The following is a 24,465-nucleotide window of genomic DNA, read 5'->3' as shown; positions in this document are numbered from 1 at the left end:
TATTGTATTCAGCAATAGTCTATCCTGTTATTTTTTTGGTTCTATTGATGAATTTAAAGGTAGTTCGAAAATTACTCACTAAAAAATAGGTCATAGTCCCACGAAGAAAATTATTTCATCGCTAATCTTCTGATTGCGTAATTAGATAATTTGAGATGGTGCCTAACAGCATTTTATTTGATTTGTTCGCGATGTTAATTCTAGATTTTTATTAGAAGCTAAAATAAGCAGCTTAATTCAAGCTGCTTATTTTTTATAGACTACTGATAAGGGACATTATGTTAATTAGCTTTGTATATCATATACAGCCTAAAAAAGAAAAACATGATAAAATTTCCATACGTAAGTTGTTTTTATCAATATAAAAGGAGAGATAATATGAAAAGTAAAGAATATATTGATTTGAGTCATACCATTCAAGATGGCATTATAACTTATAAAGGGCTTCCTGCTCCAATCATTTGTGATTATTTAAGTCGAGAAGAATCTCGAAAACATTATGGAGAAGGAACAGAATTTCAAATTGGAAAAATAGAAATGGTGTCTAATACAGGAACTTATATTGATGTTCCATTTCATAGGTATGCTAATGGAACAGATCTATCGGAAATACCAATTGATAAGATGGCTGGTCTAGAAGGAATTATCGTTCATATTGATGAAAATAAAAAAGAGATTAATGAAGACGTGTTTTATGATCTTGATATTGAGGGAAAAGCCGTCCTTATTCACACAGGTTGGGATCAATATTGGAATACAGATCAATACTTTGAAAATCATCCATATTTAACGGAGAAAGCTGCACAATATTTAGTGGATAAAAGAGCTGCTTTAGTTGGGATTGATTCTGTGAATATAGATGATACGTCAGGTAAAGATCGTCCTGTACATACCACTTTATTAGGGCAAGAAATTCTCATCGTTGAACACTTATGCAACTTAAAACAAATTTCAACTGAAAACTTTTTATTTTATGCTGTTTCCCCAAAAATCAAAGACTTTGGAACTTTTCCAGTTAGAGCCTTTGTAGAAATTTCAAATTAACTATAGTTATACAACATAGTTTGTTGTATTGGAAACATCTTAAAAACTAAAGGAGAATCCTTGATAATAAAGGATTCTTCGTTGATTCTAGTGCTGATAATCAACGTTATGGTGATTAATCAATATAGAATTTTCTGTAATAAGAAGAAAACCTTTGCTCAGTATGAGCAAAGGTTTTTACATATGGGGACATACGTTAATATTATGAATGGTTTCGTAGTTTCATATACAAATATAATTATATAGCTGACCTTTGTTAAAGGTACGACAAGGGGGGGTAAGTAGGTGGGTTTTTTCTACTATAGGAGCAGGTTAGAATTAGCGATATCTTGTATATTCGAGTTATAATACCAAGTTAGAGGGATATTATAAGGTTATTCTGAAAGGGGTTATATTGAATGGAGAATAGCAATAATGATATTCAAGATATGATTCACTATGTTAAGGGGAAGAGAGAAGTTTTTCAACAGAAGTTGTTATCAGAAGCAGTAAATGTTGCAGAGGTTATTCACGATATTCTAAAGCAAGGTAATATTAATCTCTTAAAGAATGCTGAAAAATTAGTTGTTTATATCTTAGAAAACAACAATCAAGATATTGTTGCATTCGCTAGACAGGAAGGTGTTGCTTGGGCGCAGCATTCGCTTACTCTAGCTTTTAAACTGGAGTGGATTCAGGCGATAAGAAGATCATTATGGAAAACAATTTATGAATACCAATCTGAATTCAACTTACCTACCATTAGGGAAGATTTTTTTGAGTTAGAGGAACGAATTAATAATAACATTGATCAATTTCTAAATACATTTTTCCTAAGCTATTCGGATTTTAAAGACGAATTAATCCATAGGCAAAGAAAAAATGTTGAACATCTATCTGTACCTATTATTCCAATTAGTCCTACCGTTGCCATTCTCCCTTTAATAGGAACCATTGATTCGTATCGAATGGAAACGATTGAAGAAAAGGTACTAACGGATATTGCAAAAACCCGTATTCATACATTAATTATGGATTTATCAGGTATTACGGATATGGAAGTGGTTGTTATCGATCATTTTCATAAGGTACTGGATGGAATTAATATGATGGGATGTCAGGCGGTTATTACCGGATTAAGACCGGAACTGGTGAGAGAGATGATTCACCTTGGCATTAATTTCACTCAAAAGGCCATAACAAAAGGAACACTACAGCAATCTTTAAAGGACTATTTATTGTAACATTTAATCATCTACTGGAGATTTAAAATAAAGTCGCAATGCTTATAAAAAAGTTGTGCCGTTTGAAAATGAAATTAATTATTGACAAATCTAAATTTTCTATATATTGTTATTTTCAATTAAATATTAGCAAGCAAAGATTGGAAATAGTAGAAGGTTTATAAGCTTTCAGAGAGCCGATGGTTGGTGAGAATCGGCAGTTATTCCCTTTGAACTCATCCAAGAGCTACTCCCTGAACATAACAAGTAGGGGACATCGGTTTTCTATCGTTACAAAGATAGGTGGTGATAGCTGCCGAAAAAGAGTGGATTAATCATGTATGGATTAGTCAATTAGAGTGGTACCGCGAGCAAAGCCTCGTCTCTATATTTTTATAGAGATGGGGCTTTTTTTATTGATTAATATAACAAAGGAGTGTTTCTGAAATGATGAAGAAAATTTTGGTGTTTGATACGACTTTAAGGGATGGAGAACAAGTTCCAGGAGCAAAGTTAAATCTATATGAGAAACTTGAGGTAGCACAGCAATTAAAGAGGCTACAAGTTGATATTATTGAAGCCGGTTTTCCTTCATCCTCTACTGGTGATTTTAATGCTGTGAAAGAAATCGCCATGAAAGTAGGAAATACAGACGAAATTATGATTACAGCTTTAGCTAGGGCAGTAAAATCTGATATTGATGCTGTTTATAATAGTGTGAAATATGCTGAAAATCCCTTAATCCACATTGTTTTAGGTACTTCAGATATTCATGTAGAAAAGAAGTTTGGGAAATCGAAAAGTCAAATATTAGACATTGGTGTTGATGCAGTAAAATACGCCAAAACATTACTACCAGATGTTCAATATTCAACAGAAGATGCGTCTCGTTCTGACTTTGAATACTTATGGTCAACGATTGAAGGCGTTGTAAAAGCAGGAGCGACTATTATTAATGTACCGGATACAGTAGGATATGCAGAGCCAGAAGAATTTGGTGAATTAATCTTTAAACTACATGATCGCTTGAAAAATTTGAATGATAAAATACTTTTAAGTGTCCATTGTCATAATGATCTTGGCATGGCGACTGCCAATACGTTAGCCGCAATTAAAAATGGGGCGGATAAAGTTGAATGTACGATTAATGGGATTGATGAACGTGCAGGTAATGCTGCACTAGAGGAAGTTGTGATGGCGGTCAATACACGCTCATCAGTCTATAAAGCATTTACAAATATAAATACAAAAGAAATCATGAATACATCTAGATTGGTAAGTAGCTTTATGGGTCTTGATGTGCAAGTAAATAAAGCAATTACAGGAGATAATGCCTTTGCACATTCTTCGGGCATACATCAAGATGGGTTATTGAAATCTAGGGATGCCTATGAAATCATATCTCCACTTGAAGTCGGTTTAGATGATATGGAGCTGATTTTAACGGCTCGTTCTGGTCGCCATGCAGTAAAAAATGCACTTGCGAAATTAGGTTTTGATCAGTTAACCGAAACACAATTTGAAGGAATATTTGAAGCTTTTCTTGAATTAGCAGACGCAAAAAAAGAAGTGTATAATCATGATTTGTATGTCTTAGTTGAGAACTATTACACCAAACACGATATTCACAATCAAGGTATGGTGCACTATAGTGATAATTTCTATGAACTAATGGATATACAAGTGATTAGCAATCCAATTTTCCCATCTGCAAGTGTGAAAATTAAAAAGGCTGATCAAATACTGAAAAGTAGTGCGGTTGGTTCTGGTCCTATTGATGCTTTATATTCTGCTATTACAGAAATTAGTGATTTAGATATTAAATTGATTGAATATAATATTAGCAATGTATCAAGAGGTAAAGAAGCATTAGGTAAAGTGAAAATTCAGGTAGAATATAAAGGTGAGAAATATACTGCCAAGGCAACAGATACGGATATTATGAAAGCAAGCGCATTAGCATATATCAATGTAATCAATATTATTTTAGTTGATAGTTTACTGCCAATTAAATGAAAATTTAATAATATTTTAGGTTTTAATTAGATCTCCTCATTGTAAATAAGTTGATTTGTTAGGGGGTAATTATTCAACTAGAATGTTTCTCTTAGTGCCTTTAATATGTTTTCGTCTTTTACACCATTTATACTGAATTCTTTTGTATAAAATGAAAACCATAATTTACTGTACATGATTTAGCTGCTTTGTAATTTTTAAGGTTTTTGTTTTTTTTTGCTATAATGATCACTATGTAGATTTACCTTTTAATAAATAGGAAAGTGGATTGGGATATGGAAAATAATGTTTTTGAACAAATGGCAAAAAGATATGATACAGAAGAAAGGATGGAATTAGCTAAAATTATAGTTAAGGAAGTAAGAACAGAATTACGAAATAGTAAATCAAAGTCTTTAATAGACTATGGGAGTGGCACGGGTCTAATTGGTTTAGAATTATCAGATTTAGTAGATTCTATTTTGTTGGTTGATTCATCAAAACAAATGTTGGAGGTTGCGAAAGCTAAAATTTCTCACAAAGGAATTACGAACTCAAAGGTACTTTATTCAGATTTTACTCAAGGAACTCCTGACCTCAAGGCAGATATAGTTTTAATGTCACTAGTCCTTCTTCATATTCCGGATACTAAAAAAATTTTACAAGAATTGTTTAACGTTTTAAATGATGAGGGCAAGCTAATCATTATTGATTTTAATAAAAATCATAAGATCAATCATCCGAAAGTTCACAATGGTTTTTTACATGAAGAACTGAAAAAAATATTATCTGAAGTCGGATTTAAATCAATTAAAATCAAGACATTTTATCATGGTAATCGTATCTTTATGAATCAAGATGCCTCAGTGTTTATATCTAGCAGTACAAAGTGATTTTTGTTTTTTTATTTCTTAGTTCATATAATCTCGATTAATAAAAAAAGCCGTCATATTAAGGCATTAAGTCACTTTTTATCTTTCTCTTTTTTATGTGCATAAAGATAAAATCTCTTGAGCGCCAAGGGGATTTTGGAAATGAAACTTCATATATACGCCATCCAAAAAATAAGACTGTCCCTTCATAGTGAGGAAGTCTTATTTTTTTGATGTTCTTATGTAAAATTTTGCACTAGAACCGTACAGAGTAAGTAAGGTGAAAAGCTCCATTTTGTGTGATGCTTAGAGTTGGTATCTACTTAACTTGCAGCTGTATGTTCATCAGGCTTTGCATATGTAACATAGGTACCTGCCATCATATCATGCAGACTTCTCTTATCTTTACGGAAAACAACCATGAAAAGACTCACAATTAAAGCAATACCTAATGTAAGGCCATAAACAATTCCGGCTACAAGAACTCGTAATAGCATTGCTCCGATTCCAAGCTTCTTTCCATTTACTTTTACAATTCTAACGCCAACGATTCGTTTTCCAATTGTATACCCTGACCATAAAATAGGTACAGCAACGGTATAGATAACCCCTAAGATTGAGGTAACAGGGTCATCTTCATTGAATTCTCCTGTAAGTAAAAAAACAATAAGGGATAAAGGAATACTGACAATTACACCATCTAATAGGTTGCCTAAAAGGCGTATCCAAAATCCTGCTGGTTTTATTACCCTATTCATTTTATCTTTCCTCCTTTTTTGTAAAATACTCATTTCTCAATATAAATAAGCTCGTACATGATAGTAACATGGATATAGGTTTAGGTGAAAAATATAAAATATTTAAAATTTATTCATATTCGCTCTTTTGTAAAATAGATGAAGAAATGACAGATGTAAAATAAAAGTTATTTGATATAGACCTATCTAATAAGTATCTATTATATAGAGTTAATGTATCCAGGGTCTGTTTCATTTCCTCCTCATTCCAAAAAATAAGACATTTTTTGCAGTGAAAGTCATCACGATCATTGATTCACCACTATGTAGTTTAATAGATTTAAAAATATGTGGGTAAAATAATCCTTGGGCTGACTTTGCGATTAACCGGTTTTGATTTATGTCAAAGATCCCAATAGATCAACCCCCTGCAGCTTCTATAAAGGAAATCGCTTCATTTATTAATAGAATCAAAGATCGTATCAATATCTAATGAGGAATTTATGACGGTTGAAACTTGGATTAGGAATTTTAGCTGCCGGTGAGTTAATGTATCGCGCATCATTTATCCTCCTTACTTTTAACATTTAATATATTTATACATTTATGTTTATTGGTATAAAACATACAAGTTTTTTCATAGAAATATACATAGATTTATATTTTTTTAATATTTATATTTATAACAAAATCATAAAAATAGCGAAAGGAGGTCGGTACATAGAGGTTTGTTGTTATTTTGACAATTATTAAAAAAGAAAGCCGATTATGTATATTTTTGTTGGAAGGTAAAAAATTTTGTCAACAATAATCAAATTGTTATGACAATAAATGGGGGTTGCTGAGAAATGAATTTTGATTTAACGAAAGAACAAGAGATGATACGTAAGTTAATTCGGGATTTTTCGGAAGCAGAAGTTGCTCCTGGAGCAGATGAACGAGATCGAACGGGAGCATTCCCTTATGAAATATTTTCAAAATTAGCAGAGTTAGGAATCATGGGTCTTCCATTCCCAGAACAATACGGTGGCGGTGATGCTGACACTATCAGCTTTGCCATTGTCGTTGAAGAGTTAAGTCGTGTTTGTGCATCCTCAGGAATCACATATTCAGCTCATATTTCATTAGGGGGAGAACCGCTTAATTTGTTTGGTACCCATGAGCAAAAAGAGAAATACTTAACGCCCATTTGTACAGGAGAGTCATTTGGGGCATTTGGTTTGACTGAACCAAATGCAGGCTCTGATGCAGGAGGAACACAAACAACCGCAGTTATTGATGGGGATGAGTGGGTCATTAATGGCTCAAAATGTTTTATTACCAATGCAAGCTATGCTAAACATCTTGCCGTTACGGCCGTAACAGATCGCTCAAAAGGAATTAATGGAATTAGCGCATTTATCGTTCCAACGAACGCACCAGGATTTACTGTTATTAATAATTACGAAAAAATGGGTCTTCAATCTTCAAATACAACAGAATTAATCTTGGAAAATGTAAGGGTTGCCAAAGATAATCTGCTGGGAACAGAAGGAGAGGGTTTCAAGCAATTTTTAGCTACTTTGGATGGCGGAAGAATTGGAATCGGGGCAATGGCCGTTGGACTTGCACAGGGCGCTTATGAAAAATCACTTCAGTATGCAAAGGAAAGAAAACAGTTTGGAAAAAGTATATCAAACTTCCAGGCAATCCAATTTAAATTGGCCGATATGGCAATGAATATTGAAATTGCCCGAAATATGGTTTACAAAGCAGCCTGGTTGAAGGATCAAGGCCGAGTATTTAAAAAAGAGGCAGCATACGCAAAATTATTTGCTTCCGAAATATGTATGCGTGCATGTGATCAAGCTGTTCAAATTCATGGTGGTTATGGATACATGAAAGAATATCAAGTTGAGCGGTTCTTCCGTGATGCGAAGCTTTTGGAAATTGGGGAAGGAACATCTGAAGTTCAACGTATGGTAATTGCAAAACAAATAGGATGCTGAATACATTTTTGTAATGGCTTTCAAAACATGATAAAGGAGTAACTCCATGGATATCAATGGGATTTTACAAGTGGTTGCAAACAGTAAACTTATTTTTCCTAACAAAGAAAAGGTACGCTCTACCTCCATTGGAAGCATAGAAGCTTTTCAAGAACTTCTTCGACAATCCCAAGAAGATCCTGCCGCCTTTTGGGATAGCGCAGCCCGTGATCTTGTATGGTATGAACCTTGGAATGAAACCATTAGTGGACAACTCCCTGATTTTCGTTTTTTTGTCGACGGCATTAGCAACCCAAGTGTCAATTTACTTGACCGGCATATAGTTAATGGGGCGGGCAACCGGACAGCTCTCATTTGGGAGGGTGAAAACGGGGACACAAAATTTTACACCTATAATATGCTTCTTGGGGAAGTAAATCGATTTGCGAATGTTCTTCGGTCATTCGGTGTAAAAAAAGGTGATTGTGTAGCTGTTTTTCTTCCAAATCTCGCAGAAGCATTTATTGCCGTGTTAGCGTGTTTTCGTATTGGTGCTATTTACAACACTATTTTCTCAGGTTATTCCGAAAAATCATTGAAAGACCGTCTCATTAACTTTGGGCCAAAAGTAGTGGTAACTGCAGATGCAACAGAACGTCGAGGTAAAGCCATTCGATTAAAAGAAAAAGTCGATTACGTTGCACCAACTATCCCCTCTGTTGAAGCAGTCATTGTTGTCGATCGTTTAGGTTTAGAGGTTCAAATGAAAGAGGGGCGTGATTACTGGTGGCACGAGCTTACAAAAACGGCAAGCATCGTTTGTGAACCTGAGAGAATAGAAGCGAATGAGAGCGGGATTGTGTTCTATACAAGTGGTACGACAGGAAAGCCTAAAGGTGTCGTCCATTCTGGGATGGCTTTTGTCACTCAAAATTACACATATGCCAAGTATCATATGGATCACCACAATGATGATGTTTTCTGGTGTACTGCTGATATCGGCTGGTTAACGATGCATATTTGGGGTATTACTGGTGCTTTAGCGAATGGGGTAACAACCGTTGTCTATGAAGGAGCAGTTGATTATCCAGAAAAGAATCGCTTTTATCAAATTATTGAAAAATACCGGGTGAATAAGTTATTTACCGCCCCAACTGCATTGAGAATGTTAAAAAGTATGGGAGAAAAACCATTAGAGCAATTTGATTTATCTTGTCTTGATGTCATTTCTCTTGTGGGAGAACCTTTTGATACTGAAACATGGCATTGGACATATGAAGTTTTAGGAAAGAAAAAGGTATATATCAATAATACTTGGGGGCAAACCGAAACAGCGGGATCTCCTATCGCAGGAGCAGCCTGGCTGACGCCAATGAAACCTGGTTCCTCAGGTACTCAATTTTTAGGTGCAGTTTTTGATGTTGTTGATGAAGAAGGCAATCCAGTTAAAACTGGTCAGTTAGGAAACTTAGTGATTAGAAAACCATTTCCTATGATGTGCCGTACACTTTGGAAAGAACCGGAGCGATATTACGCATCCTATTTTAGCCAAGTAGAAGGCAGTTATTATGCCAGCGATCTTGCATTGGTAGATGAAGATGGATATATATGGGTAGTTGGCCGTTCTGATGACGTATTTAATGTGGCGGGGCATCGGTTAAGTACGTTGGAAATGGAAAGTGCTGTACTTGAATGCGAAGGAGTTTTTGAATGCGCTGTCATTGGGATTCCTGATGAAATAAAAGGGGAAGTTCCTTTAGTATTTGCCCGTCTGGCTGATGGTTTTGAAGGCACCAAAGAGATAATAGAACGGATAAATAATAATATTATCCAACAAATTGGTAAGATTGCCAGTCCAAAAGCAATAATTATGACTAATATGTTACCGAAAACAGTAAGTGGAAAAATTATGCGGCGTTTATTAAAAGAAATTGTTGCAACAGGAAAGGTAGCTGGTGACATTACAGGACTTGAAGACCCATCAACTGTTGTAGAAATACAGAAGATCGTTGCTGATAAATGATCAGCTATATAATGTTTTATTCGGGCCAGTCATTTGTTCGGAAAATGATCGGAAAATGGCTGGTTTCATCTAATCCTTCTCTTTGTAATCACTAGATTGGCAGTTAAAGATGAAGGTATAGATAGATTCACATCTCTCCATAACCTAAAAATTTAACCTTCATGAGATACGCAAAGAACGCATTAAATAAAGGATAGAAAGGGTGGAAAGGATGTTCAAAAAGGTTTTGATTGCTAATCGTGGTGAAATTGCTGTTCGGGTAATCCGGACATGCAAGGCCCTAGGGATTATTACAGTTGCTGTACACTCAGAAGCTGATGCGGATGCTCCCCATGTAAAAATGGCGGATGATGCCTATTTAATTGGAGGTTCGCGTGTAGCAGAAAGTTATTTAAACATCGATAAAATTTTAGAAGTCGCCCGTTTAACAAAAGCAGAGGCTATTCACCCTGGATACGGCCTGCTTTCCGAAAATGCCGAATTTGCTCGGCGCTGTGAGGAGGAAGGACTGATATTCATTGGACCTTCTCCAAAGGTTATCTCCAAAATGGGCAGCAAGATTGAATCACGAAAAGCGATGGAAGAAGCAGGAGTCCCAGTTGTTCCCGGGATTACCTACCCTTTGGCAGATGCAGAGGAAGCGGTAGAAGCGGCGGACCGTATTGGTTATCCTGTGATGCTAAAAGCTTCCGCTGGAGGAGGCGGAATTGGAATGCAGGTTGTCCGTAGCGGGGATGAAATCCGCAAAGCATTTGCGGGGAACCAAAAACGGGCTACTGATTTCTTTGGCGATGGTGCCATGTACGTTGAAAAATTTGTGGAAAACCCTAGGCATATTGAAATTCAAATTCTAGCAGACGGATTTGGCAATACCGTTTATCTATGGGAACGTGAATGTTCGATCCAACGTCGCCATCAAAAAGTCGTCGAGGAAGCTCCATCATCCTTTCTTTCTGAAACTACCCGCAGCAAAATGGGGGAGGCGGCAGTAAAAGCGGCAAAATCAATTGGGTATAAAAACGCAGGAACAATTGAGTTTTTAGTAGATGAAGAGCAAAATTTTTATTTTCTTGAAATGAATACCCGTTTGCAGGTGGAACATCCAGTTACAGAAGAAATTACAGGTTTGGACTTAGTGGAAAAACAATTGAAAATTGCAGGGGATGAAGCGCTGGATTTTTCTCAGGAAGAGGTAAAACGTAAGGGTCATGCGATTGAAGTCAGAATTTACGCAGAGGATCCAAAAACATTTTTTCCTTCTCCGGGGAAAATCACCAAATTAGAATTGCCGAACGGACCTGGAATTCGTCATGAATTAGGGGTTCATGATCAATCTTCAGTTACTCCTTTTTATGACCCAATGATTGCGAAGCTCATTGTAAAAGGGAGCGATCGCGACGATGCAATAAATCGTCTGCAGGATGCATTAGCAGATTATCATATCGAAGGAATTAAAACAAATATACCAATGCTGGAAGAGGTCATTGCTCACCCGGCATTCCGTTCAGGTGATACGACAACGGACTTTGTTGGAAAGTATTTGAAAATTAAAAAAGCAAATAACATAAAATAGGAGGAATCATGATGAGTGAAATCGTAGCAAGCATGGCAGGAAATGTATGGAAGGTACTTGTTAAGGTTGGAGATCAAGTCGAAGAAGGCCAGGATGTCGTGATTTTAGAATCAATGAAAATGGAAATTCCGATTGCAGCCGAATTCGATGGGACTGTTAAAGAAGTAAAAGTGAACGAGGGCGACTTTGTGAATGAAGGAGACACTATTGTAAAAGTTGAATAAATCCTCAAATCATCGGAGGAAAGGGGATGAATCAATGAAATGGCCCACGAATATAACCATTAAAGAGGTTGGTCCACGGGATGGATTGCAAAACGAAAAGGGTTTTATTTCAACAGAGGATAAAATTTCCTTGATTAATCAATTGTCTGCTAGTGGCTTAAAAGAGATTGAGATTACCTCCTTTGTCAATTCGAAATGGATTCCTGCCCTTTCAGATGCTGCTGCAGTTGCAACAGGCATTACAAGAGTACCTGGTGTAACCTATACGGCTCTCGTTCCAAACCAACAAGGGTTGGAGCGGGCGTTTGAAGCGAACATTGATGAAGTAGCTGTATTTATGTCAGCCAGCGAAACTCATAATCTAAAAAATATTAATAAATCGATTAGTAATACATTCCCTATCCTGAGAGATCTGGTCCAAAAAACCCTTGCAGCAGGAAAATCCAGCAGAGGTTATGTTTCTACTGTTTTTGGATGCCCGTATGAAGGGGCCGTTGATATAGATATGGTTATAAGAGTTTCGGAAACCTTATTTGAGATGGGGATTAAGGAGCTGTCACTCGGAGATACGATCGGTGTTGCGAATCCAAAGCAAGTCCAAGAATTGTTGGAAGTTTTCTTAAAAAAATTCCCAGCAGATAAATTAGCGATGCACTTTCATGATACACGGGGAACAGCCTTAGCTAACGTTCTAGTATCGTTAGAAATGGGTATTACCACTTTTGATTCTTCCATTGGAGGATTAGGAGGATGCCCTTATGCGCCTGGAGCATCAGGTAATGTGGCAACTGATGATTTACTTTATATGCTTCACGGGATGGGAATCCACACTAGGGTAGATCAGGAAAAGCTTTTATCTGCATCCCAATTTATTCAGAAGAAGATTGGCAGACCTTTACCTAGTAAAAGTCTTCAAGCTTCAATCTCCAAATACAACAGCACGTGTGAAAATACCTGGTGAGGAAGGTGAAAATATGGATAAAACGATATTAGTTAACAGGCTGGAAAACGGAATCGTGATGATTACATTAAATCGCCCTGAAGCGGCCAATGCTTTATCCCTTCAAATGTTAGGGGAACTCCAAGAAGCGGTTCTATTATGTAAATATGACCGGACAATCCGTTGTGTAGTGATTACAGGGGCTGGAGAAAAGTCCTTTTGCGCGGGTGCTGATTTAAAAGAACGCGCAGATATGGAACACGTTCAGGTACGGAAGACCCTTTCCTTGATCCGTGGGAATATCAATAATTTAGAAGCATTACCGCAGCCAATTATTGCGGCTGTGAATGGTGTTGCATTTGGCGGGGGAACAGAACTTGCACTGGCTTGTGATATCCGTATTGCCTCTGAAACAGCGAAGCTGGGTCTAACGGAAACCTCACTGGGAATTATTCCGGGTGCAGGCGGGACGCAACGTTTACCGAGATTAATAGGAAAGGGAAGGGCTAAGGAACTTATTTTTACAGCGAGACGTATTGATGCAGCAGAAGCCTTAGAGATTGGATTAGTAGAGTATACGGTTCCTTCAAATCATTTGATGGAAAAAGCTTTGGAAATCGCAGGGCAAATTGTCCGGAATGGTCCAATTGCCATCACACAAGCAAAGTTCGCCATTGATAAAGGCTATGATGTTGATATTAACACCGGTCTTGCCATTGAGCAAAGTGCCTATGAAGTGACGATTCCATCGAAAGATCGTTTAGAAGGATTACAGGCCTTTAAGGAAAAAAGAACTCCCATATATGTTGGAGAATAAGAAAACGGGATTAATAGAGGAGGAAAGACAATGGATATGAAACCTCTACAACAAATACTTGAAGAAAGAGTAGAACAGATTAAAAAGGGCGGCCCTTCTAAGTATCATCAAAAAAACATAGAACAAGGCAAACTTTTTGTTCGAGACCGTTTAAAACAGTTATTCGATCCCGGCTTTGAACTAGAGGATGCGCTATTTGCAAACTACATGGCGGGGGAACTTCCTGCCGATGGCGTTGTGACAGGGATGGGGAAGATTAATGGCCAGGTTGTTTGTGTGATGGCTAATGATTCAACCATTAAAGCTGGTTCCTGGGGATCACGAACGGTTGAGAAAATCATTAGAATTCAAGAAACAGCTGAGAAACTTCGTGTACCATTAATTTATTTAGTAGATTCAGCAGGAGCACGGATTACAGATCAGGTAGAAATGTTTCCTGGGCGCCGCGGGGCAGGCAGAATTTTTTACAATCAAGTGAAACTATCTGGAAAAGTACCGCAAATTTGTCTTCTGTTTGGTCCATCTGCCGCAGGTGGTGCTTATATCCCGGCGTTTTGCGACATCGTTATCATGGTAGATAAAAACGCATCAATGTACCTTGGCTCGCCACGAATGGCCGAAATGGTTATCGGGGAAAAAGTTACATTGGAAGAAATGGGCGGTGCTCGCATGCATTGTTCAGTATCAGGGTGCGGTGATGTACTCGCTAAAAACGAAGAGGAAGCCATTACCATTGCCCGCAATTATCTTTCTTACTTCCCGGCAAATTTTTCAGAAAAGCCGCCGGTTCATGAGGCAGCGGCACCTAAACAAATGAAGAGATCATTGGAAGAGCTGATTCCGGCAAATCAAAACTCTCCATTTAATATGCATGACCTTGTTAATGGAATTATTGATGAAGGTTCTTTCTTTGAGATTAAGAAACTATTTGCTACCGAGCTTATTACAGGTCTTGCCCGCATGGACGGAAAACCTGTCGGTATCATAGCCAATCAGCCTCGTGTAAAGGGCGGCGTGCTGTTCCATGATACTGCTGACAAAGCTGCGAAATTTATTAATCTTTGTGATGCATACCATATTCCGTTATTGTTCCTGGTTGATGTGCCTGGATTTATGATTGGCACAAAGGTAGAACGGGCAGGAATCATTCGCCATGGTGCAAAAATGATTTCTGCAATGTCGGAGGCAAGTGTGCCAAAGATCTCTGTTATCGTTCGAAAGGCTTATGGTGCAGGTCTATATGCCATGGCCGGCCCGGCGTTTGAACCAGATGCTTGTCTGGCTTTACCTTCCGCTTCGATTGCCGTAATGGGACCAGAAGCAGCCGTCAATGCAGTGTATGCCAACAAAATTGCTTCATTACCTGAAGAAGAGAGGGCTGCATTTATCGCTGAAAAGCGCGAGGAATATAAAGAAGATATCGATATTTACCGGCTTGCTTCAGAAATGGTTATTGATGGAGTTATTCCGGCAAACTCACTGCGCGACGAGTTAATTAAACGCTTTGAAGTATATTCTTCAAAATATTTAATCTTTTCTGAGCGTAAGCACCCAGTCTATCCAGTATAATATTTGGTTCTATACGAGGGGGGGTCCTGTGAAGAAAGGTAAAATAGTAGAATCTTTTGCGGAAGCGATTCATGATGAATCATTTTTTTAAAAAATTTTTATTCGAAACATAAAAATGATCCAACTCTTTAACACCCAAAAGTGATAAATATCAATTGAGCTTCTAGACGCCTGGAAAAGTATAATTAAAGGACAAGAAAAAGCTCAAATTCGTTGTTATTCAACGTGTTTGAGCTTTTATTACTTTCTTAAACATGTTTTATGTTAACTACTTTTGTATATCGTATACAGCTAAAAAAGTATTAAATAGGCCTTATTAGAAAAGCTTAAATAAAAGAGTGATTTATAGACTCTATAGGTTACCTTTTTATTTTTCAGAGAATAAAGTACCTTCTACTTAGGGATAGGGGAAGAAATATTAACCATAAAAAAATAATAAATAAACTAGATAAAAGCCATGAAACCCAAAGTTTCCATTTATGAATGGGTAATAAAGTATTAGGTGAGAAAGTAACCCTCTTTCTCTAATATTTTACGCTACATAGAAACCCCTGCACCTATAGGAGTAGGGGGATTTTTTGCTTTCCCTAACATGCTTTATGTAAACTAAGTTTGTATATAGTATGATTATTGATACCTCTTTTATTAGTAAGGAGTTGTTATAACGAATGGAGATTAGTATGGTACCCTTTTATTAAACTCTCTTACCGTCAAAAGTATAAAGAAGAGAAGAAGTCAGCATAAAAGGAAGGTTGATACTATGTTCATAGAATTTATTGCGACAACGTTAGAAGATGCTCTATTAATTGAAGAATCGGGGGCAGATCGGATTGAGTTAGTATCCGCTTTAACAGAGGGAGGATTAACACCAAGTCACTCCTTAATCGAAGCCGTAGTTAACCGTGTAAGCATTCCAGTCAATGTGATGGTAAGGCCACATAGCCAATCATTTTGTTACTCTCATGACGACTTTTCGATCATGAAAAATGATATAAAAATAATCCGTTCATTAGGTGCAAATGGTGTTGTACTAGGAGTGTTGAATGAGAAACATGAAGTCAACCAACACATGCTTGAAGAGTTATTGAGGGAATGCAATGGTATAGAGGTTACATTTCATCGAGCAATTGATTGTACAATCAGTCCCGTTCAAGCGGCTAAAACATTAGCCCAATACAAAGAAATAACAACTATTTTAACTTCTGGTGGAAATAATGAATTTTCCAGTCGCTTGCAAACCATTCAGAAAATGAAAACAGTATGTAAGCATATTTCAATTTTGGTTGGAAGTGGGTTAAATACAAGCAATATTCTTTCTGTTCATTCAACAGTACAAACGGGGTATTATCATTTTGGTACGGCTGTGAGAAAAAACCATAGTCTGATCGAAGGAATTCATCTAGAAAAAGCGAAAGAAATGGTGCAAATATTAAAAGATGAAGAGAGAAAATCAGTATAAAAATTATTCTATGTGATGCAGGGATGTCAACAAGCATAATGGATTTATATTCTGATACAAGAGATCATCCTTAAATAAGGGAACTACTTATAATTCGTGTTATGTTAACTAAAAAATTATATTTTATAAAATATAATAGAGCTTCGGTTCACAAAGGTTTTATGTCTTTGATGGCGATGTTCTTTTTTACAGAGATACGTTAGCAATCTACATCGTTACAAGATGTAGATAATTGAGGGAGGGATATGTCTATCTCTTCTCTAATGAAAAGCGCTGCAAACCATACAAGTAAGGGTTGCAGCGCTTTTTTCATGATTTAAATAGGTTAGGCATAAGTTTCTTCACTGGATCGTTTATTCCCTGTATAAATAAAATAAAGTGCAACAAACATGAATAGTAGTGCAAAAAAACGTTTTAAGTCAAAGAGGAAGATGAGACTATTAAACCAACCAAAATGATCAATCAGAATACCAATGACAAGCTGACCAACAATTCCTGCTATATTGGTTGCAATAACGCCGATTTTTGGAACAGCTGTAATAACGAAAAGTCCATATAGAGTACCAAGAAATGCAGCACTTAATTGCCACTTCGGTGCTTCTAGTATTTTAAGTACATTTCCTTCGCCAAAGAAAAGAATTAAAATGGCTAGAAATATGGATCCCGTTATAAACGTTAAAAGAGTGGCTTCAATGGTTCCAGCTTTTCGACTAAATGTACCATTGACCGATGATTGAGCGCTCAACATGATACCGCCCAATAAAGTGAATAGAACCATGATTGTTCCCATGATGTTTAATTCTCCTATTTTCTTACATTTAAATACCCGAAAAAGTCGATGTGTTTATTTTTAAAGACAGAAACTGAACAATCTAGATTTCTGTCTTTAAATGTTTAGCGAACTGTTGAATAACTTCTTCCTATCGCATCCAATAGTCCATTTACTATAACGAACGGATATTTAAGTAAACCAAATTTCTGCATCATGTAAATCATTCTCTTTGGTAGGTTCACGCCTTGCTTAGGAAAAGGCTCCTCTGAATCCTTTAACGATGATAAAAAATCTAGTTTATCTTGATGATGATGCAGATACATGTGGTAGTTCTATAACCAACATTTTAGATTAGTTTTATCTTAATGTTTAGAAAATCCAGTTATAAGGAGCTTTATCCTTTTTATTGATATCCCCTAGTAACGGAAGTCGCTGTAACATATTTTGTAAGTTATACGCATCCCATGGAAAATGTTCTGTAATCCCTAGCCCTACAACATCATGGGCTTTGGCTACATCTTGAAGGACCCGTATAATGGTTTCCATACTAGAACTTGTTGGAACTTGATCCTTCATTTCCTCATAAGTAGCTGGATTGGCGACTAATAGGGAACGAAATTCTCTTAAATCGAGAACGTCTAAATCAAAATGAACGATAACCTTAGAAGATTTACGTGAATCCAGCCACTGAAGTACCTTAGAACTGTCTTCTTTAATATCATCTGGAGTGGCGATATTCATTTTTATATCTTGTAACGGTTTAGAGTTAAGTGCTTCCATCATATCGTTCAATCCTACAAACAATACTTGTTCGGGTTTAAATGGACGAGGTACCTCTGCGACGAATTCCTTATCCCCGACACCCAACAAATTAGCAAGTACGTGAGCATGATGGTTTGGAAACTCCTCAGGAATGGAAACATCAGGGTGTAAATCAACCCATAACAAAGCAGTGTCTCCATCATATTTTTCGTTTAAGTAGGCAAAAGGAGCAAGTTCTACACCACAATCCCCACCAAGAACAATAATACTATCAGGACTGTGCTTTTGAATTAAACTTTTAGCAGACCTCGCTTGATTTAATAAGACACTTTTAGCAACAATACCCTGCTCTATTTCAAGGCTTGAATCTAAATCGATAGGTACTTCTTCAAATGGACCGTTCGTTTTAGGTGCAAGCCAGTTTAACAAATGAGCTCCAAGTACGTACGGAGGGTTGTTTCCACCTTGCCATTGTGGCATTAGTAATCGAAGAGTCTTAATTTTTGCTGATTCTTTATGTTCTTTCATTTAGCATCTTCCTTTCAAAATATTTATAAGAACTATGCAACAAATAATAAACCCTATAGTAACTATAGGGTCAAGGGTGAACTATTTTTTTAGTACTCTTAATTCTGTGAGGAACTGTTCTTCTCTTAATGAGCTATAGTTGGTAGGAAGAGAAATTTGATATACTTTTCCATCGGTCTGGATGCTATTTGATTCAATATAATGGTAAAGTTCTTGATAATATGAATCATAATGTTTGGTAGACCAATCAAATGAAATACATACATATTCACCTGATGGGATAGTATCTAACTGAATATTTTTCCCTTCTATATCTACCTTTTCTCCTTTACAAATAGTCGTATAAATATTGTTGCAATAAATATCCCGAGAATCCTTATAAGGCTTTAAATCATAAATGAACCCATAATAGTTATCGACCATGTCTCCTCTTTCTTCTAAAACATCCACCAACTTTCGGAAGTATAAATCTGATTGATCATGAGGATTAACTTGAGGCGTCGCTACTTTTAAAATGGTTTGTTCCTCCATATATCGAAAGTAAACTATCCCTTTTTCTCTGTTACATATTTCTAACTGTTCCTTAAGCTGATTCTTTCTTCTATGAAGTAATCGCCGAGCACGTTCGAGGTTATCCATTTCATCCTCAATAACACTTTCTTGCTCCTCAAGAAAAGTTTGCATATGTTCAGGGTTACTTGAGATGATACGCCTGATTTCTTCCAATGGGGTTCGGATATATTTTAAATACTTGATAATATCTAAATAAAAAAACTGTTTAATATGATAATATCGATAGCCATTACCCTGATCTGTGTAATGAGGCTTGAAAATGCCAATCTTATCATAATAGCGCAAAGTTTGAATCGAGATGTTATTGAGACGGGCTGTTTCCCCAATTGAAAAATATTGTTTCATAAACCTTATCCTTTCTTCTCCGTTAGCTTTTAAGAATCTTTCTCTTACTATACACGATTATAAATTAAATTCTCCATAAACTAACTTGAGAAGATAGATAACCTGCTGAAAGTGAGTTTTAGGCATACAATGACGAATGCGTTACTTTTGTAAGAATTAATATAAGAATTTTTAAGCTTAATTATATAAATCTTAATGGTGTAGAGAATTTACCTATCTTATAACAATTATTAATTGACAGTAAAAAATTAACATTACAAATAAAAAAATCAAAAGAATTGACCCTATTCCTACTATAGGGTTTATGATTTGTGACGTAGATTTACAAATAGTCAAAGATAGAAAAGAAAGGTGAATGTTATGAAAAACAATAACAGAATATGCGATATACTTGGAATTCAATATCCCATTGTTCAAGCAGCCATGAGCTGGATCACGGATGCGAAAATGGTAGCAGCCGTGTCCAATGCCGGAGGAATGGGAGTTTTAGGTCCTAATGCTGGTGCGAAATTTGAGGGATCTAAAAAGATTAGTACGAAAGAAAGACTTCGTAATAAATTACGCAAAATTAAATCACTAACGGATAAACCTTTTGCTGTGATATTTTCTCTCCAGAAGAGGGGACGGATGATACGTACACACAAACCGTTCTAAATATATCTTTAGAAGAAGGAATTCAAACATTCCTAAGTGTTGACTTTGTCAACAAAAAATTATTTAGACAAATTAAAGATTATAATGCCACGTTAATTCACCGTGAATTGACTCCTACATCTGAAGCTGCAAAAATGGCAGAATCTGAAGGCGCGGATATCATTATTGTGACGGGCTATGATGAAGGCGGATGGATTCCTCAGAACCAAATTGGAACCTTTTCCATCGTGCCAACGATCGTAGACGCAGTAGATATTCCGGTAATGGCTACAGGTGGAATTAATGATATTCGTGGTGTGAGAGCCGCGTTTGTTCTTGGCGCGGAAGGTGTCTATGTAGGAACACGTTTTATTGTATCGGAAGAATGTCCTGCTTCAGACATTACAAAACAAGATATTATTCGTTCAAAAGCGAAGGACCTGGTTTTTGTGTCGTCACTTCAACGTTCCACACCTCATAAATTGGCTCGAGAGTTAGAGAGTATGTACAAAAATGGAATGTCCCCTGACGAGGAAATGAGTCTTCGTCCAGGAATGTTAGAGGGAAAGCTAGATGAAGGAATCGTTTCTGTAAACACGGCTATTGATGTTATTACGGAAGTAAAGAGTTGTGAAGACATCGTCAAAGAATTAATGGCAGACTTTATTAAGTAATTCAATACTGATTGTTAAATCGTATATAAAGGAGGATTTTCTTCAGACATTAAGTCTAGATTGTTAGTTAACTTATGTGTCGATAGAGGAATACGCCTCTTTCCAACAGAAAGGGCTTATATTCACCTCGAAAATTTTTAATTAAGTCTAAGATTGTCCAAAAAGATGATTCGTCAATCATAACAAGTGATCAAGTCAAGGGTCGATTATAATTAATATTCTTTCTTTAATGCGTCTTTTAATCTCAGTGTAACAAGGAGAAATCCGAATGAAAGAACTTTATAAACCATTATTTGAACCCTGTACATTCCCCTGTGGAATAGAAATTGATAATAGAATAATTATGGTTCCCATGGCAACAAAGTCATCTTTTGAAAATGGGATGGTTACATTAGATGAGCTTGCTTATTATAAAAGGAGAACTAAGGGACTTGGAATGGTGATAACTTCTGCTACTCGTATTGAAAAATACGGAAGTCAGCCTGGTTCAATAAGCATTGCAACAGACAAACATATCCAAAGCTTATCTAAGTTAGCCAATACAATTAAGAGTAATGGCACGAAAGCTATCTTGCAGATTTTTCATGTCGGAAGAATGCAGACTAGTATTGTAGAAAAAAGGTATTTTTCATAATAAAGACACTCTTTTTTATAACATTTTAACCGTTTGTGAAAGTTCACCTAAAGGAAAGGAAAAAGCGTAAACTCTTTGTTGCTCATTGAGTTTGCGCTTTTTTACTACCTCTAACATATTTTACGTTAACTCTGTCTGTATATGATATATAAGCTTTTAGATTTTAATAGATATATTTAAGGCCTAGAGCAAAATAACACTTGAAACAAATGTAAAAACTTTCTCTACTTTATTTGAACATTTCTTTCAGTCTTTTTATAAAATTCCCTTTTTAGACACTATAACTATGTATTAGCAGTATAAAAAAGTATACTATACAACAAAAATGTGCGTACTTGTTGAGCTGATTTATAGGGTTTATTATAAAATTGTAAACGGAGGTTATATAAAATTGTATGTTAACTAGTTGTTAGTTGTATGCCATAGAGAGAACACCTTCCTTTAAAGGGTTCTCTACTGAATACTTTTACAGAAGGGTTGATTTTATATGAATAACACAGATAAAAAACAAGAAATTTTAGACGCATTTACATTTCGTCATGCCACAAAGGAATTTGATCCAACCAAGAAAATTTCCGATGAAGATTTTCAATTTATTTTAGAAACAGGTCGCTTATCTCCAAGCTCAGTAGGGTATGAACCATGGAAGTTTTTAGTTGTTGAAAATGAGGAATTAAAGAATAAATTAAAAGCTGTTTCTTGGGGAGCACAAGGACAAATCCCTACAGCGAGTCATTTTGTTATTATCCTTGCTCGTACAGATGCAAGGTACGATTCTGAGTACGTATTAGACCTCCAAAAGAATGTGAAAAAAGTTCCAAATGATGTGTTAGAAACATTAATGCCTCGATATAAAGATTTTCAAGAAAATGATTTTCACCTATTTGAAAGCAAGCGAGCTTTATTTGATTGGGCAAGTAAACAATCATACATTGCACTTGGAAATATGATGACATCGGCTGCTCAAATCGGTATCGATTCTTGTCCAATTGAAGGGTTTAATTATGATCAAGTCCATGAAATTTTAAAAGAAGAAGGTTTACTAGAAGACGGTAAATTGGATATTTCTGTTATGGCGGCATTTGGTTATCGAATTCATGAGCCTAAACGTGAAAAGACAAGAAGAAGTATGGATCAAGTTGTGCAGTGGGTAAAATAACTCATAAAAACATAAGGCGTGATAATTTTATTACACCTTATGTTTTTGTCCTTATATGCCCGCAAAAGTGTAACTAAGAGGAAAGAAAAAGCGTAAAACTGTTGTTAATCAATGGGTTTACGCTTTTTTTACTTCTGATAAGATTTATTATATAAACTAGATTTATATAAAGCATTCATATGTTTAATGATTTATTTTAGGATTTAAATTTATTGTCTATTTTCTTAAATTCCTCACTATCAATATCTGGTGGTTCATCCTCATCTTTTCTTAATTTCCGACCAATAAATCCAGTAACAAATGCAAATATGAGTGTACCTTGCCATTCTATTCCGATATTTATCATGAAATTATCTATTACTTCAATCAATAAAAAGGTAAGAGCTGTATTCAAAATAAGTGGTAGCCATCCTTTACTCGTTTGAAGTATGCCAACAGACTTTAAGGATTTGGGTATTGCATGTGTAATAAAAGCAAGAGGTATTTCAAGGAATAAATACAAAGTAAAGAACAATACTAAATCCAATAATGAATTATAGTGGAAACCTATTATCCTTAAAAAGATATATTCAAAAAAAGCAATAAAGAGTAATAGTATCATTATGATAGAAATAGAAATACCTACAGTTTTAAATTTATTGATATGAACTTCCTCCTTCAAATTATTTTTCTCGATAAGTTTTGGTACAAAAACTTCAAAGTATGAGCAACCACCTCAACAATAGATAAAGACCAACTAACCAAAAAAAAGATACTATGAAATAATTTAGCTAAAAAACCTTCGATTAAGGTTCCCTTTTCAATACCGGTAATAACGATTATGCGAACTAACTTTGTATATGGTATATAGGCTAAATATATATATTAGTTTTTGCAATATTTAATATTATTTATAATTAGGTTAAAAAGTATTGGGGGATAGATACATGAGAGATTATTTTTTAAGAACTAAAAGATTGGGTTTTTCAATTTGGAATAGGGTTGATGTTAAGTATGCCAATTCCCTTTGGGGAGATCAGAATGTAACCAAGTTTATTGTAGCAGATGGGAAAATGTCCATAAATCAAATACAAAATCGACTTGATAGAGAGTTAGAAATGTATAACCAATATCATATCCAATACTGGCCTGTTTTTTTACTAAAAACAAATGAACATGTAGGTTGTTGTGGTGTACGCCCTTATAACCTCAAAGAAAATATTCTTGAGTTTGGAATACATTTAAAGAGTAATTATTGGGGGAAAGGTATAGCTCAAGAGGCAAGTCATGCAGCTATAGATTATTCATTTAACACCCTTGGGGTAAACCGTTTATTTGCTGGGCATAACCCTAAAAATACAAATTCCGAAAGATTACTCAATAAATTAGGATTTAAATATACACACAAAGAGCTTTACCCACCAACAGGTCTAAAACATCCTTCTTATTTACTTACTAAACAAGATTATGAGCAGAGATGATTTTTGTTTAAGTCCTAATAACATGCTTTATATAAACTGAAATTGTATATATTATACATAATATTAACCTAATACTCCTTCGTTAATGATAAAATATAACAATGAAACTAGATAGTAATAACCATTCAATGTTCTCGATGTATTATCATCTTGTTTTGGTTGTGAAATACCGAAGAAAGGTCATTAATAACACGATTTCTGATTACGCAAAAGAAAAATTTGTGTCGTTGGGTGAAAAATACAATATTACGTTGGTCGAGTGGAATTACGATAGGGACCACATTCATATTCTGTTCAAGGCTCATCCAAATACAGAGTTATCAAAATTTATTAATGCGTATAAAAGCGCAAGTTCAAGACTTATTAAAAAAGACTTTCCTCCTATTCGTAAAAGACTATGGAAGGAAATGTTTTGGTCAAGAAGTTTTTGCTTATTGACGACGGGTGGTTCGCCCATTGAGGTTGTAAAAAAGTATATTGAAAGTCAAGGAATGAAATGAGGT

Annotated in this window: 23 protein-coding genes and 1 other annotated feature; of the genes, 18 read left to right on the top strand and 5 right to left on the bottom strand. The window is 35.7% G+C overall.

Features of this window, described 5'->3' with window-relative positions; all coding sequences use genetic code 11:
• The first annotated feature begins 378 nt into the window (after nt 1-378).
• The 4 genes from BM012_RS10495 to BM012_RS10480 all read left to right on the top strand — a co-directional run bounded on the left by BM012_RS10495 (nt 379) and on the right by BM012_RS10480 (nt 5,134).
• Nucleotides 379-1,044, top strand: a complete 666-nt coding sequence (locus BM012_RS10495) for a cyclase family protein (protein ID WP_061804157.1) — start codon at nt 379-381, stop codon at nt 1,042-1,044.
• Nucleotides 1,045-1,442: 398 nt separating this feature from the next.
• Entirely contained in the window at nt 1,443-2,267 is an 825-nt protein-coding gene (locus tag BM012_RS10490) for an STAS domain-containing protein (protein ID WP_061804159.1), read from the top strand.
• A gap of 127 nt (nt 2,268-2,394) precedes the next feature.
• Nucleotides 2,395-2,636: a binding site (T-box leader), on the top strand.
• A gap of 57 nt (nt 2,637-2,693) precedes the next feature.
• A complete protein-coding gene (locus BM012_RS10485) occupies nt 2,694-4,262 on the top strand; it encodes a 2-isopropylmalate synthase (RefSeq protein ID WP_061804160.1) in 1,569 nt (522 codons plus the stop codon).
• Between the two features lie 275 nt (nt 4,263-4,537).
• Nucleotides 4,538-5,134, top strand: coding sequence for a class I SAM-dependent methyltransferase (locus BM012_RS10480; RefSeq protein WP_061804161.1), 597 nt, complete (start codon nt 4,538-4,540; stop codon nt 5,132-5,134).
• A gap of 302 nt (nt 5,135-5,436) precedes the next feature.
• Here BM012_RS10480 and BM012_RS10475 read toward each other — a convergent pair whose 3' ends face one another.
• The gene (locus BM012_RS10475; protein WP_061804162.1) at nt 5,437-5,871 is read right to left on the bottom strand and encodes an RDD family protein; all 435 of its coding nucleotides are present in this window, start codon (nt 5,869-5,871) and stop codon (nt 5,437-5,439) included.
• 827 nt (nt 5,872-6,698) lie between these two features.
• Here BM012_RS10475 and BM012_RS10470 point away from each other — a divergent pair.
• From BM012_RS10470 to BM012_RS10435, 8 genes are all read left to right on the top strand, one after another.
• A complete protein-coding gene (locus BM012_RS10470) occupies nt 6,699-7,838 on the top strand; it encodes an acyl-CoA dehydrogenase (protein WP_061804163.1) in 1,140 nt (379 codons plus the stop codon).
• 46 nt (nt 7,839-7,884) lie between these two features.
• A complete protein-coding gene (locus BM012_RS10465) occupies nt 7,885-9,840 on the top strand; it encodes an acetate--CoA ligase (RefSeq protein WP_061804164.1) in 1,956 nt (651 codons plus the stop codon).
• A 211-nt stretch (nt 9,841-10,051) separates the two neighbouring features.
• On the top strand, nt 10,052-11,413 hold the full coding sequence (locus BM012_RS10460) for an acetyl-CoA carboxylase biotin carboxylase subunit (protein ID WP_061804165.1): 1,362 nt from the start codon (nt 10,052-10,054) through the stop codon (nt 11,411-11,413).
• 11 nt (nt 11,414-11,424) lie between these two features.
• Nucleotides 11,425-11,637, top strand: coding sequence for an acetyl-CoA carboxylase biotin carboxyl carrier protein subunit (locus BM012_RS10455; protein ID WP_061804166.1), 213 nt, complete (start codon nt 11,425-11,427; stop codon nt 11,635-11,637).
• Nucleotides 11,638-11,671: 34 nt separating this feature from the next.
• Nucleotides 11,672-12,598, top strand: a complete 927-nt coding sequence (locus tag BM012_RS10450) for a hydroxymethylglutaryl-CoA lyase (protein WP_061804167.1) — start codon at nt 11,672-11,674, stop codon at nt 12,596-12,598.
• 13 nt (nt 12,599-12,611) lie between these two features.
• Nucleotides 12,612-13,394 carry an enoyl-CoA hydratase gene (locus BM012_RS10445; RefSeq protein WP_061804168.1) on the top strand — a complete coding sequence of 261 codons (783 nt, stop codon included), beginning with the start codon at nt 12,612-12,614 and terminating at the stop codon, nt 13,392-13,394.
• A 30-nt stretch (nt 13,395-13,424) separates the two neighbouring features.
• Nucleotides 13,425-14,963, top strand: coding sequence for an acyl-CoA carboxylase subunit beta (locus BM012_RS10440; protein WP_061804169.1), 1,539 nt, complete (start codon nt 13,425-13,427; stop codon nt 14,961-14,963).
• Between the two features lie 760 nt (nt 14,964-15,723).
• A complete protein-coding gene (locus BM012_RS10435; protein WP_061804170.1) occupies nt 15,724-16,422 on the top strand; it encodes a copper homeostasis protein CutC in 699 nt (232 codons plus the stop codon).
• Nucleotides 16,423-16,747: 325 nt separating this feature from the next.
• Here BM012_RS10435 and BM012_RS10430 read toward each other — a convergent pair whose 3' ends face one another.
• From BM012_RS10430 to BM012_RS10420, 3 genes are all read right to left on the bottom strand, one after another.
• Entirely contained in the window at nt 16,748-17,212 is a 465-nt protein-coding gene (locus BM012_RS10430; protein ID WP_061804171.1) for a DMT family transporter, read from the bottom strand.
• A gap of 351 nt (nt 17,213-17,563) precedes the next feature.
• Nucleotides 17,564-18,484 (bottom strand): arginase family protein, encoded by a 921-nt coding sequence (locus BM012_RS10425; protein WP_061804172.1) that lies wholly within the window; start codon nt 18,482-18,484, stop codon nt 17,564-17,566.
• A gap of 81 nt (nt 18,485-18,565) precedes the next feature.
• Complete coding sequence (locus BM012_RS10420) at nt 18,566-19,402, bottom strand: MerR family transcriptional regulator (protein ID WP_061804173.1); 837 nt, start codon at nt 19,400-19,402, stop codon at nt 18,566-18,568.
• A gap of 360 nt (nt 19,403-19,762) precedes the next feature.
• Here BM012_RS10420 and BM012_RS27065 point away from each other — a divergent pair, with 360 nt between their 5' ends.
• From BM012_RS27065 to BM012_RS10405, 4 genes are all read left to right on the top strand, one after another.
• On the top strand, nt 19,763-20,056 hold the full coding sequence (locus BM012_RS27065; RefSeq protein WP_268801471.1) for a nitronate monooxygenase: 294 nt from the start codon (nt 19,763-19,765) through the stop codon (nt 20,054-20,056).
• Entirely contained in the window at nt 20,005-20,709 is a 705-nt protein-coding gene (locus BM012_RS10415; protein WP_328586487.1) for an NAD(P)H-dependent flavin oxidoreductase, read from the top strand. The genes BM012_RS27065 and BM012_RS10415 overlap by 52 nt, the downstream gene beginning before the upstream one ends.
• A 268-nt stretch (nt 20,710-20,977) precedes the next feature.
• Nucleotides 20,978-21,343 (top strand): oxidoreductase, encoded by a 366-nt coding sequence (locus BM012_RS10410; protein WP_061804174.1) that lies wholly within the window; start codon nt 20,978-20,980, stop codon nt 21,341-21,343.
• Between the two features lie 487 nt (nt 21,344-21,830).
• Nucleotides 21,831-22,502 carry an NAD(P)H-dependent oxidoreductase gene (locus BM012_RS10405; RefSeq protein WP_061804175.1) on the top strand — a complete coding sequence of 224 codons (672 nt, stop codon included), beginning with the start codon at nt 21,831-21,833 and terminating at the stop codon, nt 22,500-22,502.
• A gap of 196 nt (nt 22,503-22,698) precedes the next feature.
• Here the strand turns inward: BM012_RS10405 and BM012_RS10400 are convergent, their stop codons facing one another.
• Nucleotides 22,699-23,163, bottom strand: a complete 465-nt coding sequence (locus tag BM012_RS10400) for a YrvL family regulatory protein (protein WP_235606147.1) — start codon at nt 23,161-23,163, stop codon at nt 22,699-22,701.
• 265 nt (nt 23,164-23,428) lie between these two features.
• On the opposite strand from BM012_RS10400, the gene BM012_RS10395 reads away from it, so the two are divergent.
• Nucleotides 23,429-23,962 carry a GNAT family N-acetyltransferase gene (locus BM012_RS10395; protein WP_061804177.1) on the top strand — a complete coding sequence of 178 codons (534 nt, stop codon included), beginning with the start codon at nt 23,429-23,431 and terminating at the stop codon, nt 23,960-23,962.
• 101 nt (nt 23,963-24,063) lie between these two features.
• Nucleotides 24,064-24,462: an IS200/IS605 family transposase gene (gene tnpA, locus BM012_RS10390; RefSeq protein ID WP_061804178.1), complete on the top strand. Its 399-nt coding sequence runs from the start codon at nt 24,064-24,066 to the stop codon at nt 24,460-24,462.
• The last annotated feature ends 3 nt before the right edge of the window (nt 24,463-24,465 follow it).

This window comes from Priestia endophytica DSM 13796, assembly GCF_900115845.1.
In the GTDB taxonomy this organism is placed as follows: Bacteria; Bacillota; Bacilli; order Bacillales; family Bacillaceae_H; genus Bacillus_I; species Bacillus_I endophytica.
This window is presented reverse-complemented; position numbering and strand designations above follow the sequence as displayed.

Bases quoted from the DNA above. Each gene is read 5' to 3' on its own strand.
- BM012_RS10495 (WP_061804157.1), top strand. From the start codon at position 379: ATGAAAAGTAAAGAATATATTGATTTGAGTCATACCATTCAAGATGGC.
- BM012_RS10490 (WP_061804159.1), top strand. From the start codon at position 1,443: ATGGAGAATAGCAATAATGATATTCAAGATATGATTCACTATGTTAAG.
- BM012_RS10485 (WP_061804160.1), top strand. From the start codon at position 2,694: ATGATGAAGAAAATTTTGGTGTTTGATACGACTTTAAGGGATGGAGAA.
- BM012_RS10480 (WP_061804161.1), top strand. From the start codon at position 4,538: ATGGAAAATAATGTTTTTGAACAAATGGCAAAAAGATATGATACAGAA.
- BM012_RS10475 (WP_061804162.1), bottom strand. From the start codon at position 5,871: ATGAATAGGGTAATAAAACCAGCAGGATTTTGGATACGCCTTTTAGGC.
- BM012_RS10470 (WP_061804163.1), top strand. From the start codon at position 6,699: ATGAATTTTGATTTAACGAAAGAACAAGAGATGATACGTAAGTTAATT.
- BM012_RS10465 (WP_061804164.1), top strand. From the start codon at position 7,885: ATGGATATCAATGGGATTTTACAAGTGGTTGCAAACAGTAAACTTATT.
- BM012_RS10460 (WP_061804165.1), top strand. From the start codon at position 10,052: ATGTTCAAAAAGGTTTTGATTGCTAATCGTGGTGAAATTGCTGTTCGG.
- BM012_RS10455 (WP_061804166.1), top strand. From the start codon at position 11,425: ATGAGTGAAATCGTAGCAAGCATGGCAGGAAATGTATGGAAGGTACTT.
- BM012_RS10450 (WP_061804167.1), top strand. From the start codon at position 11,672: ATGAAATGGCCCACGAATATAACCATTAAAGAGGTTGGTCCACGGGAT.
- BM012_RS10445 (WP_061804168.1), top strand. From the start codon at position 12,612: ATGGATAAAACGATATTAGTTAACAGGCTGGAAAACGGAATCGTGATG.
- BM012_RS10440 (WP_061804169.1), top strand. From the start codon at position 13,425: ATGGATATGAAACCTCTACAACAAATACTTGAAGAAAGAGTAGAACAG.
- BM012_RS10435 (WP_061804170.1), top strand. From the start codon at position 15,724: ATGTTCATAGAATTTATTGCGACAACGTTAGAAGATGCTCTATTAATT.
- BM012_RS10430 (WP_061804171.1), bottom strand. From the start codon at position 17,212: ATGGGAACAATCATGGTTCTATTCACTTTATTGGGCGGTATCATGTTG.
- BM012_RS10425 (WP_061804172.1), bottom strand. From the start codon at position 18,484: ATGAAAGAACATAAAGAATCAGCAAAAATTAAGACTCTTCGATTACTA.
- BM012_RS10420 (WP_061804173.1), bottom strand. From the start codon at position 19,402: ATGAAACAATATTTTTCAATTGGGGAAACAGCCCGTCTCAATAACATC.
- BM012_RS27065 (WP_268801471.1), top strand. From the start codon at position 19,763: ATGAAAAACAATAACAGAATATGCGATATACTTGGAATTCAATATCCC.
- BM012_RS10410 (WP_061804174.1), top strand. From the start codon at position 20,978: ATGAAAGAACTTTATAAACCATTATTTGAACCCTGTACATTCCCCTGT.
- BM012_RS10405 (WP_061804175.1), top strand. From the start codon at position 21,831: ATGAATAACACAGATAAAAAACAAGAAATTTTAGACGCATTTACATTT.
- BM012_RS10395 (WP_061804177.1), top strand. From the start codon at position 23,429: ATGAGAGATTATTTTTTAAGAACTAAAAGATTGGGTTTTTCAATTTGG.
- tnpA (WP_061804178.1), top strand. From the start codon at position 24,064: ATGAAACTAGATAGTAATAACCATTCAATGTTCTCGATGTATTATCAT.